Genomic DNA, 12,154 nt, shown 5'->3' on the forward strand with positions numbered 1-12,154 from the left:
AGGTGCTATATTGTGTCACCGCAACGCAGATTATTTGAATTAGATGCATTACGTGGTTTTAGTTTGTTTGGCATCATATTAATGAATATTTTAGTTTTTAGTTTTCCTTATGAGGAAACATATCTACCTGGAGTATTGCACGGCGCCGATGAATGGCTATTCCGCGTTGTTACACTTTTCGTTATCAGTTCATTTTATCCAATATTTACAATGTTATTTGGATATGGATTAGCCATTATGTATGAAAATAGTAAACGTAGAGGGATGTCTTATTATCCTTTTATATATCGAAGATTAGTAGTTTTAATTATTTTTGGTGTACTACATGGCTATTTTTTATTTAATGGAGATATTTTATTTGGTTATGGTTTTACCGGTATGATTGCAGTGTTATTTATCAAATTGAAACCTAAGACTTTAATTAAATCAGCTGTTGGTTTATTTATAATGAAAATTGTCATATTGGTGATTCCAATTTCTTTAGCGTACTGGAATAAAGGACGACATGAAGCGAGTAATTATTCAGGTAAGTCACTCGCACAATTGGTTGATATCAAACAAAACGGTCATTACTTTGAATTCTTACAAGTTAATGGATTGGAAAGTAAATATAGTGTTATAGATATTGTTACAAGAGCCGCATATCTTGATCTTTTACCTTACATACTTATAGGTATTGCCGCACAAAAATTAAGTTTAATAACTAAGATTCAAAACAACCCACGCAGTGCCATGACTTGGGGCAGTACTTTATTTATTATCGGTTATTTTATTAAACTTCCATTTGCTTTAGATTATGCAAACAATACATTTTCAATCATAAGTTCAATGGTTGGCGGTCCGATTCTTGCGATGGGATACATTTTGATCTTTGTTCGTTTATGTCAATATGCCAAAACTGCGAAAGTACTAGACATTTTTAAATATCCTGGAAAACTCAGTTTATCAGTTTATATATCACAAAGTATCATTTTCACATTCATTTATTATGACGTAGGCTTAAGTTTATACAACAAGTTACCGCTCTATCAATCTTATATTATTGTAGTTGTGGTATATAGTTTGCAACTTTTAGCTTGTTATTATTATTTGAAATTCTTTAAATATGGACCCATCGAGTGGTTATGGCGAAAAATTACTTACTTAAAATAAGACACATTAGAGACAAAACAATAGAATTTTGAAAATTCTAGTTATTTATTTGTTATTTAGTAGTAAATATAGTTATAATATGTAATAAGATATAGATGAGGAGCTGATATTGAATGAAATTCCTATCATTCAGACATGAAGGACAGACATCATATGGTGTGAAAGTAAAACGTGAAGAAGTCGCGTGGGACTTACAAAAAGTTTTTGCAGATTTTTCTGAGGGCACATTCCATCCTAAAACGTTATTAGACGGCCTTCAACAAAACCAAGTCGTAGATTTTCAAGAAGAAGTTCGTAAAGCAGTTGTTGCCGCAGAGGATAGTGGTAAAGGCGAAGATTATAAAGTACAATTTGCTGACATTGAATTTTTACCACCAGTAACACCAACTAATAATGTCATTGCCTTTGGACGTAATTATCAAGATCATGCTAACGAATTAAATCACCAAGTTCAACGCTTGTACGTATTTACTAAAGCCGCTTCTTCATTAACTGGAGATAATAGTACAATTCCTAATCATAAAGATATTACAGATCAATTAGATTATGAAGGGGAATTAGGTATTGTTATTGGAAAATCTGGTGAAAAAATACCAAAAGGCTTAGCATTAGATTACATTTACGGTTATACAATTATTAATGATATTACAGACCGTAAAGCTCAAGATGCACAAGATCAAGCATTCTTATCTAAAAGTTTAACTGGCGGATGCCCAGTTGGACCTTACATCGTAACTAAAGATGAATTACCTACACCTGAAGACGTAAATATTGTTACAAAAGTAAACAATGATATTCGTCAAGATGGTAATACGAGTGCAATGATTCTTAAAATAGATGAATTAATTGAAGAAATTTCTAAATATGTTGCTTTACATCCAGGTGACATTATTGCAACTGGCACACCTGCTGGCGTAGGCGCAGGAATGAATCCTCCGCAATTTTTACAACCAGGTGATGAAGTTAAAGTTACAATTGATAACATTGGTACACTGACTAATTTTATCGCAGAAAAATAAACGATATATATTAACCGGGCTAACGTATGTGATGCCCGGTTTTAATATGCGAAAAATAGAATTAACATTGCAATAATGGGCATATTCAAATAAAATAAGTAGTGCAGAATTTCTTTTTTGAAAAATATACTTATTTTGAGTATGATTAAGAAAGGCACCTTTTATTTTACTAATTAAAAGGTGCAACATACTTCTGTTTTACATATTATTGAAGTAAAAATTGTGTGGGGGTTATATATTATGTTACACATGCATATTGCAAGTTGGGTGTTATTAATAATCTTGTTCTTTGTCGCTTATTTTAATTTTTCAGTAAAACAAGGCGCATCACCTTACTTTAAACCGATTCATATGCTCTTAAGAGTGTTTATGGTATTAGTTTTAATTTCAGGTTTTTGGACGTGGATTCAAGCATTTTCATCTGGTAACGCTGGTGGGCATATGTTACTTACATTGAAAATGATTGGTGGCGTAGCAGTAGTTGCACTCATGGAAGTGTCACTTGCAAAACGTAAAAAAGGTCAATCAAGTCATAGTTTATTGTGGACAACGATTATTGTTATTTTAATTACTATGCTTTTAGGTGTTATCTTGCCATGGGGACCAATTACGCAACTATTTGGTTTATAAAAAATTTAAAACATAAATCAAGTTCAATTAAAAAGGGATCTTCCAATTTTGGAAGATCCCTTTTTAGTTTGAATCATTAGTGCTATTTATTACGCGCTTTGTAACCAATCATATTAATGATATCTTTAGGTCTACTATAGGGCGGGGCATAAGCAACTTCAAATTCTGTTAGTTCGTCTATAGTTAATTTATGCATCATTGCCATAGAGAGCACATCTATACGTTTGTCTGCACCTTTCTTTCCAACAGCGACCGCACGTAAAATACGTCGGTTCGTTTTGTCAAAATGAATGCGTAAATGTAACTTTGAATTACCTGGATAATAACCGGCATGTTCTCCTTGTTTGGCTTCAACAGTTCCATAGTCGAAGTTCGAAAGTTCTTGTGGAGATACACCGACACTTGCAAATGTATAATCGAAAAATTTCACAATATTTGAACCTAAATAGCCTTTAAATTGTATAGATGGGTCACCGGCTAATTGTTCTGCAATGATACTTGCACCACGATGAGCACCCCAAGCTAACGGGATATGTGCATTTAAATCTACATGGCGATAATGTGAAGTGATAATATCGCCTAAAGCATAGATGTTAGGAATGTTAGTTTGAAACTGATCATTCACTGGCACATAGCCTTTGTCATCAAGAATGACATTGGATGACTCAATAAATGCTGAATTTGGTTTGACTCCGATACCTTCTATTATAAGGTCGTAATCTTCGACTTTACCTGACTCAAAGTGTACTTCATTACCAATGACTTTGGACACTTGTTCATTTAAACGATAGTCTATATGTCTTTTCTCAATTTCATCGATAATTGGCTGATTCATGTCTTCGTCCATTAATTTATTGAGATGTGTTGAACGATGGACTAATGTAGGTGCGATACCTCTTTCATATAAATTATCTAGAATTTCTAAACCAATATAGCCAGCGCCGATTACGAGTGCTTTTTTTACTTGGTTTGCTTCTATAAAGGATTCAATTGCATCTGTATCTTCCATATTTCTTAAAGTAAATGTCATATCGCTGTTTAAGTTTAACGTATTAGCGCTACAACCAGGGCTTAGAATTAATGTGTCATATCGTTCTTCAAAGGTTTTATCTTGTACGTAATCGTAAACAGTTATGGTTTGTGAAGTATCATTGATTGAGGTTACTTCATGATAAGGTTTCACTACAATTTGTTTAGCATCGTAAAATGATTCTGGTGTTGCTTCTAATATTTGATCTCTTGATGCTACGACATTTCCTAAATAATAGGGCAATGCACAGTTCGCAAAACTCATATCACGATCTTTTTCGAAGACCACGATTTCACTTTCTTGATCCAATCTTCTTATTTGGTCGGCAACGGTCGCACCACCGACAACAGCACCAACGACTACGATTTTATTCATAATAAATTGCCTCCTAGTGAGTAAATCTCATATTAAATATAAGATTTTACAGTTACTTCATACGGAATGTTTAATTGGAAGTAATCATTTAAGTAACGACCAATACCATCATTATTATTTGAATGCGTGATTTCATTTGCAATATGTTTTAACTCATCCAAGCCATTTTCCATTGCGATACCATGTTTTGCGTATTTAATCATTTCTAAATCATTATCTTCATCGCCGAATGCGATAATATGATTTCTATCAATGTCTAAATGTGTTTTAACATAATCAATACCGCGTGCTTTGTTGATACCTTGTTTTACAATTTCTATAACTGGGAAAGGTGAACCCCATCTACGGTGTTCAATATTTTCTGCATAGAATCGTGTAAGCATTTGTTTAACTCTAGGGATCATAAATTCTTCTGCTTCTACTAAAATTGAAGTCGGTGATTCATTTAAACAAGTAAGTAAATCGCCTGTTTCAATTTTTGGCGTACCCATGGAAAAACCATCGAATAATTTTTGATCATAGCTATTAAGAAATACATAATCTTTCACTTCTGCAATAATATTAGTAACGCCAAAATCATTTAAAGATTGAATAATATTTCGAGCTAAATCAAAATCTAATCTTTCATGCATTGTTTCAAATTGATCATCTTTTGGATGATGTACAAATGCGCCATTAAAGTTAACGACAGGTGTATTCATATTAAGTTCATGATAATAAATTTGGCTTGCTCTGTAAGGTCGACCAGTAGCAATCATTAATTTGTGACCTTGATTTTGTAAAGTTGTTAGTACTTCTTTGGTATATGGTGTGATCACTTTTTCATCGTTCAAAAGTGTTCCGTCTAAATCTAGACAAATTAAATAAGGTTTCATGTAAATCTCCTTAATCTTTGATAATTGATGTATGAATATCATAGCATTTTATTGGCGTTTTGTAAGATATTTGATATATTGTTAATAAGATTAAATACGAAGAGGTGAAATTTATGGAGGAAGATTTAAAAGATAGCATATTAGGTGCTTTAGAAATGGTAATTGACCCTGAGTTAGGAATTGATATTGTGAACTTAGGCTTAATATATAATGTGAATGTTGATGATGAAGGCTTATGCACAGTAGATATGACACTGACTTCTATGGGTTGTCCAATGGGGCCGCAGATTATGAATCAAGTGAAAGAAGTATTAGTCGAAGTTCCGGAAGTTAAGGATACAGAGATTAATATCGTTTGGAGTCCACCATGGGGCAAAGATAAGATGTCTCGTTACGCTAAAATTGCTTTAGGCGTAAGCTAAGCTTTAATATTTAGAATGAAAACTAGTCTAGTAAGTACGTTTTTAAATGTACTTTCACTTAGGCTAGTTTTTTTGTTTGAAAACTTTGAGCAATTTAAGGTATTTATTTTTATATTGTTCAATTCATTAAAAGTGTTGTGGTAATAGGTTGCTACGCAGAATTATCTTATCGTTATATTAAGACACCGTTTAGAAAGAATGGTTTCAAAATATTTACGTTAAATAAGCTTAACAAGGGTATATTTATTAGAACTGTAATATTGATTATTATTTTGATTCCAACGCTATTCGTTTTTGTAGGAACCTTTGAACATTGAGGTAAAAATACAGATTCTAATAAAAAACAACTTTTAATACAGTAAAAATTGAGAAAAATTTAGTACATACCATACCATCTGAAGAACAATTAGATGAATTAATTGGTAATTTTAGTAGCGCTAAAGTTTATTTGAAAAACACGAGTGTACTAAGAAAGTATGAGAGACACGTTAATGTGTCGATGAATAATGCGACTGAAAAGCATGATAATGTCACGCTCATCGATTGGTACAAACGTTTTGAGGGTCACTCTGAATACTTTGCACCAAATGGTATTCATTTAGAAAAGTCAGGTATTGAAGCTATGACTGATGAAATATTAAAACATATACTATCTAAAAAATTATGCATAATGTAGAAAGTAATATGTGAAAGTTTGTGATTAAAAGTATATAAAAACGCCCCCAATTTTTGAGGACGTTCAGAATATCAACAAATTCTTATGCTTTGTCGACATTTTTATGCATGTTTTCCAAGGCAATAGCTTCAAACTGTAGTCTTTGTCTATTGCTGTATTTACTAGTCAAGAGTGGTCGTAAAGTAGCAATATGATTAATTGCACCTTTATTCTTTAATATTTTTTATCTTCTTTATGAATAGGGTAGTCATTCGCACTCATATCACGTCTTGTCATGAGGCCTTGGCATTAAATTTCCAATGTTCATTACCATGTGTACGCATCCACTGATTTGTACTTGCATCTCGCCATTCGTATTCAAATCTAACAGATATACGATTGTCAGTATAGCACCACAATGCTTTCATTAATTTATAATCTAGTTCTTTATCCCATTTTCTATAAAGAAATGCTTTTATTTGCTCACGACCTTCGAAAAATTCACTACGATTTCTCCAAACTGAGTCTTCTGTATATGCTAAGCACACTTGTTCTGGATTTCTAGTATTCCATGCAGTTTCTGCCATTTTCACTTTTTGTAAGGCGGTCTGCGCATTGAAAGGTGGCACAGGCGTTTTCATTTCTTCGGTCATTTTGGACACATCCTTTATTGTAAAGTTACAAGCAGTCTAGCAGAGTATATATTTTAATCCAATTTTTACAATGTCATTTAAAAGTATAAAAACAGTGTTTAAGCGTAGTAGAAAATGGGCAAAACACTGATATACACTGACTTATAAAAGAATAAAATAAATTTTAAAATGTAGACTAATTTGTTGATTATTTAAATGAAAAGGACTATAATTAAATTAAGGTCAAAGAAAGTCAAAGTCAAACTTGATTTGTTTTGATCAAACTCTTAATGGTGAGGTGAATCATTTTGGATATTAATCAAATGACCTATGCAGTTCAAGGTGCTTTACAAAAAGCAGTTGAATTGGCAAAAGAAAATGAGAATCAAAATATAGAAATTGAAGCTGTGCTTAAAGCGACACTTGAAGAAAATGAAAGCTTATTTAAAAGTGTTCTAGAAAGAGCAAATATTGATACAGAACAACTTGTTAAAGCATATAATGAAAAATTAAAAAGTTATCCATCGGTTCAAGGAGAAAACATTCAATATGGGCAATACATCAGTCCTAAAGCAAATGAACTTATAAATAAAGCAGAATCTTATATGAAGTCCTATGAAGATGAATATATATCTATGGAACATCTTATACTTTCTGCCATGGAAATTGATGAAACAACAAAACAGTTTATCGGTAACAAAAAAGAGGTCATCGAAGAAATTATTAAAAAAATAAGAGGGGGTAATCACGTGACGTCACAAAATCCAGAATCAAATTATGAAGCATTAGAAAAATATGGTCGCGATTTAGTTGAAGAAGTACGTAAAGGTAATATGGACCCAGTCATTGGTCGTGACGAAGAAATTAGAAATACAGTCAGAATTTTAAGTAGAAAAACAAAAAACAACCCAGTATTGATTGGTGAACCTGGTGTTGGTAAAACAGCTATTGTTGAAGGTCTGGCCCAACGTATTGTACGTAAAGATGTGCCTGAATCTTTACTAGATAAAACGATTTTTGAATTAGATTTAAGTGCACTTGTAGCAGGTGCCAAATATCGTGGTGAATTTGAAGAACGTTTGAAAGCAGTATTAAAAGAAGTGAAAGATTCAGATGGCAGAATTTTATTATTTATTGATGAAATCCATATGCTTGTTGGTGCGGGTAAAACAGAAGGCGCTATGGACGCTGGTAATATGTTGAAACCTATGCTTGCACGCGGTGAATTACATTGTATTGGTGCAACAACGTTAAATGAATACAGAGAATATATTGAAAAAGATTCGGCTTTAGAACGTCGTTTCCAAAAAGTAAATGTATCTGAACCTGATGTAGAAGACACAATTTCAATTTTACGTGGACTAAAAGAGCGTTACGAAGTGTATCACGGTGTCCGTATACAAGACAAAGCAATCGTAGCGACTGCAGAATTATCAGATCGCTATATCACAGATCGTTTCTTACCTGATAAAGCGATTGATTTAGTGGATCAAGCTTGTGCAACAATCCGTACTGAAATGGGTTCTAATCCTACTGAACTAGATCAAGTCAATAGACGAGTGATGCAATTAGAAATAGAAGAAAGTGCCTTAAAAAATGAATCTGACAATTTAAGTAAACAGCGTTTACAAGAATTGCAACAAGAATTATCTAATGAAAAAGAAAAACAAAATGCGATACAATCTCGTGTTGAAGAAGAAAAAAGTAAAATAGCAAAACTACAAGAAAAACGTACAGAGTTAGATGAAAGTAGAAAAGCATTAGAAGATGCTGAAAACAATTATGATTTAGAAAAAGCAGCAGAATTACAACATGGTAAAATTCCAGAATTAGAAAAAGAATTACGTGAACTTGAAGATGCATTCCAAAACGAACAAAACGGTGATAATGATCGCATTATTCGTGAAATAGTAACAGATGAAGAAATTGGCGATATCGTTAGTTCTTGGACGGGTATACCAGTATCTAAACTTGTTGAAACTGAAAGAGAAAAATTATTAAATCTATCCGATATTTTACATGAACGTGTAGTAGGACAAGATAAAGCAGTAGATTTAGTTGCAGATGCTGTTGTAAGAGCACGTGCAGGTATTAAAGATCCAAATAGACCTATCGGTAGTTTCTTATTCTTAGGTCCAACAGGTGTCGGTAAAACAGAACTAGCTAAATCATTAGCATCAACGTTATTTGATTCTGAAAAACATATGATTCGTATTGATATGAGTGAATATATGGAAAAACACTCAGTTTCACGTTTAATTGGTGCGCCTCCAGGCTATGTAGGTCATGATGAGGGTGGACAATTAACAGAAGCTGTTCGCCGTAATCCATATTCAGTGATATTGTTAGATGAAATTGAAAAAGCGCATTCAGATGTATTTAATGTGCTTTTACAAATATTAGAAGAAGGTCGTTTAACGGATTCTAAAGGGCGAGAAGTTGATTTTAAAAATACAATTATTATTATGACAAGTAATATAGGTTCTCAAGTGCTATTAGAAAACGTTAAGGATGCAGGTGTCATCACAGATGCAACTGAAAAAGCTGTGATGAATAGCTTAAACCAATACTTCAAACCTGAAATTATCAATCGTATGGATGATATTGTACTCTTTAAACCATTAACAATTGGAGATATGAGTTTAATTGTAGATAAAATATTAGCACAATTGAACATCAGACTTATGTCACAACGACTCTCAATTGATGTGTCTGATAAAGCAAAAGCATGGCTAGGTGAAGAAGCGTATGAACCACAATTTGGTGCTCGACCATTGAAACGTTTTGTTCAAAGACAAATTGAAACACCATTGGCACGTAAAATGATTAAAGAAAACTTAACAGAAGGCACGAAAGTAAACATAGACTTATCGGATGATGGTTTGACATTTGAAGAAATTAAACCAGACACGGAATAAGTATAATTTTAATTAACAAGCTTCTGATAAGTAAAACATTTAAATAGAGCGTCACCTTAAAATAATAATACGAACCCAATAACAGGAATGGTGTAGCACGTAGATAAGAGTCTGAGACATAAATATCCCATTCTCAAATTAAAAGCAAGCAATCTATTAGTTTGATATGCTCCCTTCAAAGTAGACACTTAAAAAGTAAAAACTTTGAAGGGAGTTTTTTTGTGTCTCAAAAACTTAAAGTAGATTTAAATTCACTTCTTATTGCCTTTGACAAATATGAAGAAGGCATGAGTTTTGCGAATATTGTAGATGAATTAAACCTAGATATTCATACAGGTATATTAAGAGATAAATACTATCAATATTTAGATAAAGGTATGGAATCGTTGATTCCAAAATCAAATAACAATAGTTATTCAAAAGAATTTAAAATGAACGTTGTTGATGAATATTTTCATAGTGAGTTATCTTATCGAGATTTAGCGATTAAATACAACGTGCCATCACATAAGACTATAATTAATTGGACAAAACGTTATACTGAGGATAAAGAGAACCAAAATTATTCTTCAATATCTGAGGTGTATATAATGAAAGCGAAAAAAACGACTTATGAAGAAAAATTAAATATCGTTAAATTTTATCTGGATAATGAATTAAGTTACAAAGAAATAGCCCAAAGATTTAATGTTACTTACGGTCAAGTGTACCAATGGATACAAAAATATAAAGAGCATGGCGGCGACGGTCTAATCGATGGTCGAGGTAAAGGTAAACCTCAATCAATATTAACTTCTGAAGAAGTTAATGAAGCTGAAATTAAAGCATTAAAAGAACGTAATAAAATTTTAGAAATGGAAAATAAAGTTTTAAAAAAATATCAAGAAATAGAAAGAGAGATGATGAATCAAAAATCAAACAAATCACGGCATACGAAACGATCCAAACGCTAAAAGAAGAATATCCTGTTCAACAACTATGCCAAACGCTTGGAATTTCAAGATCCAGTTATTATAAATGGATTCATCGCGTACCTACACAAAGAGATGTAGAAAACGAATCTTTAATGGAAGACATACAAGAAATATATGATAAATATAAAGGCATTTATGGTTACAGACGTATTTACATTTATATTCGAATTAAATTAGGTAAAAAAGTGAATCAGAAGCGTATTTATCGATTAATGAAAAAACTGAGGCTAACTGCTGTCATACGTCGTAAGAGAACACCATATAAACGTTCAACGCCTCAAATCACAGCTGAAAATATATTGAATCGTGAATTTCAAGAAGATAAACCTAACGTTAAATGGTTAACTGATGTAACTGAGTTTCGACTTAAAGCTGGAAACAAAGTATATTTAAGTGCTATTTATGATTTAGGTACAAATAAAATAGTTAGTTATGAAACAAGTGCTTCAAATAATAATCAACTCGTATTTAACACTTTTGATAAAGCAGTATGTAATATGGACTCTACCGAAGGTATTCTTTTGCATAGTGAACGAGGGTACCAATACACATCTAGGCGATTTAGAGATAAATTAAATCGCTTTGGCGTAATTCAAAGTATGTCGCGTGTTAGTAGATGTATAGATAATGGACCAATGGAAAGTGTTTGGGGGATTATTAAAAGTGAGATTTATAGAGGAAATAAACATTATTTATTTGAGAATATAGAAAGAGCTAAAATTATTATAGATGATTATATTCATTTTTTTAATAATGAGCGCATCACATTAAAAATGGCTGATCTCGCTTAATACGAGATCAACCTAAAATTTAATTATTTACTTGTCTACTTGACTGGGTGCAGTTCAGTTTCTAATGGATTGTCGCTTTTCTATGTTAAAATCGGTACAATTATATAAATTCATACAAAAAAATAAGCCACTTTCGTATAATAAAGTTACTCTAACATAACTTTAAAACGAGGTGTCTTATGTATAAGAAGTATAAAAATGTGATTGAAAAGTCGAAATCACTTTATGAAGAACTCATACAAACAGAGATTTTACCTAAGCTCAAATTAGAGATGAATGAAGAAATTAGCAATCAAGATTTAAAAGCTGACAGTGATTTGATGCGACTGCTGACTACAGGATGAGATTGTGCCCGTGGAAAGCGTGCACAAAAAATGCCAACAAAGTCTCTGACTTTGTTGGCATTTTATACGAGTCTAATTATAGACGCGCTCTAATGTTGTTCCTTTGTATCATCATTATTGCCTTTAATAACCATTTCAAATAAAACAATAATAATAGTGAAAAATATCGCGCCTACAATAGGTGTGATGAGGTTAAGCTCGCCACCACCTGCTAAACTATTAAGCACAAAGTTAATCATTTGCAATAAGACAATAGACCAAAATAAAGTTGCGAGGTATTTCATTATGTAATGCCTCCAATATAATATATATAAGTTCATTATAAATAAGAAAGCGC

Annotated in this window: 9 protein-coding genes and 3 pseudogenes; 8 read left to right on the forward strand and 4 right to left on the reverse strand. The window is 32.3% G+C overall.

Annotated elements, in window-relative coordinates; translation table 11 throughout:
* The first annotated feature begins 12 nt into the window (after positions 1–12).
* The 3 genes from ABLV90_RS08610 to ABLV90_RS08620 all read left to right on the forward strand — a co-directional run bounded on the left by ABLV90_RS08610 (position 13) and on the right by ABLV90_RS08620 (position 2,801).
* Positions 13–1,152 carry a DUF418 domain-containing protein gene (locus ABLV90_RS08610; RefSeq protein ID WP_069833049.1) on the forward strand — a complete coding sequence of 380 codons (1,140 nt, stop codon included), beginning with the start codon at positions 13–15 and terminating at the stop codon, positions 1,150–1,152.
* 113 nt (positions 1,153–1,265) lie between these two features.
* Entirely contained in the window at positions 1,266–2,171 is a 906-nt protein-coding gene (locus ABLV90_RS08615) for a fumarylacetoacetate hydrolase family protein (protein WP_460872493.1), read from the forward strand.
* Between the two features lie 240 nt (positions 2,172–2,411).
* A complete protein-coding gene (locus tag ABLV90_RS08620) occupies positions 2,412–2,801 on the forward strand; it encodes a YisL family protein (protein WP_460872494.1) in 390 nt (129 codons plus the stop codon).
* A gap of 82 nt (positions 2,802–2,883) precedes the next feature.
* On the opposite strand, the gene ABLV90_RS08625 is transcribed toward ABLV90_RS08620, so the two are convergent.
* Both ABLV90_RS08625 and ABLV90_RS08630 read right to left on the reverse strand, forming a co-directional pair.
* Complete coding sequence (locus tag ABLV90_RS08625) at positions 2,884–4,206, reverse strand: CoA-disulfide reductase (RefSeq protein WP_460872495.1); 1,323 nt, start codon at positions 4,204–4,206, stop codon at positions 2,884–2,886.
* Positions 4,207–4,238: 32 nt separating this feature from the next.
* The gene (locus ABLV90_RS08630; protein ID WP_427705110.1) at positions 4,239–5,081 is read right to left on the reverse strand and encodes a Cof-type HAD-IIB family hydrolase; all 843 of its coding nucleotides are present in this window, start codon (positions 5,079–5,081) and stop codon (positions 4,239–4,241) included.
* Between the two features lie 113 nt (positions 5,082–5,194).
* Here ABLV90_RS08630 and ABLV90_RS08635 point away from each other — a divergent pair, with 113 nt between their 5' ends.
* A complete protein-coding gene (locus tag ABLV90_RS08635; RefSeq protein WP_460872496.1) occupies positions 5,195–5,503 on the forward strand; it encodes a metal-sulfur cluster assembly factor in 309 nt (102 codons plus the stop codon).
* Positions 5,504–5,900: 397 nt separating this feature from the next.
* A pseudogene (locus tag ABLV90_RS08640) lies at positions 5,901–6,179 on the forward strand (acyltransferase); the annotation flags it as partial.
* A gap of 213 nt (positions 6,180–6,392) precedes the next feature.
* Here the strand turns inward: ABLV90_RS08640 and ABLV90_RS08645 are convergent.
* A pseudogene (locus tag ABLV90_RS08645) lies at positions 6,393–6,811 on the reverse strand (nuclear transport factor 2 family protein).
* 287 nt (positions 6,812–7,098) lie between these two features.
* Between ABLV90_RS08645 and clpB the strand changes: the two are divergent.
* From clpB to ABLV90_RS08660, 3 genes and pseudogenes are all read left to right on the forward strand, one after another.
* Complete coding sequence (clpB, locus tag ABLV90_RS08650; RefSeq protein ID WP_460872497.1) at positions 7,099–9,708, forward strand: ATP-dependent chaperone ClpB; 2,610 nt, start codon at positions 7,099–7,101, stop codon at positions 9,706–9,708.
* 164 nt (positions 9,709–9,872) lie between these two features.
* A pseudogene (locus tag ABLV90_RS08655) lies at positions 9,873–11,473 on the forward strand (IS3 family transposase).
* 179 nt (positions 11,474–11,652) lie between these two features.
* On the forward strand, positions 11,653–11,817 hold the full coding sequence (locus tag ABLV90_RS08660) for a hypothetical protein (protein WP_427705105.1): 165 nt from the start codon (positions 11,653–11,655) through the stop codon (positions 11,815–11,817).
* Positions 11,818–11,906: 89 nt separating this feature from the next.
* Here ABLV90_RS08660 and ABLV90_RS08665 read toward each other — a convergent pair whose 3' ends face one another.
* Positions 11,907–12,101: a DUF2929 family protein gene (locus ABLV90_RS08665; protein ID WP_002508112.1), complete on the reverse strand. Its 195-nt coding sequence runs from the start codon at positions 12,099–12,101 to the stop codon at positions 11,907–11,909.
* Positions 12,102–12,154 lie beyond the last annotated feature (53 nt).

The organism is Staphylococcus sp. 2S1, assembly GCF_046721335.1.
GTDB lineage: Bacteria > Bacillota > Bacilli > Staphylococcales > Staphylococcaceae > Staphylococcus > Staphylococcus equorum_A.

Bases quoted from the DNA above. Each gene is read 5' to 3' on its own strand.
- ABLV90_RS08620 (WP_460872494.1), top strand. From the start codon at position 2,412: ATGTTACACATGCATATTGCAAGTTGGGTGTTATTAATAATCTTGTTC.
- ABLV90_RS08615 (WP_460872493.1), top strand. From the start codon at position 1,266: ATGAAATTCCTATCATTCAGACATGAAGGACAGACATCATATGGTGTG.
- ABLV90_RS08625 (WP_460872495.1), bottom strand. From the start codon at position 4,206: ATGAATAAAATCGTAGTCGTTGGTGCTGTTGTCGGTGGTGCGACCGTT.
- ABLV90_RS08665 (WP_002508112.1), bottom strand. From the start codon at position 12,101: ATGAAATACCTCGCAACTTTATTTTGGTCTATTGTCTTATTGCAAATG.
- ABLV90_RS08635 (WP_460872496.1), top strand. From the start codon at position 5,195: ATGGAGGAAGATTTAAAAGATAGCATATTAGGTGCTTTAGAAATGGTA.
- ABLV90_RS08630 (WP_427705110.1), bottom strand. From the start codon at position 5,081: ATGAAACCTTATTTAATTTGTCTAGATTTAGACGGAACACTTTTGAAC.
- ABLV90_RS08660 (WP_427705105.1), top strand. From the start codon at position 11,653: ATGTATAAGAAGTATAAAAATGTGATTGAAAAGTCGAAATCACTTTAT.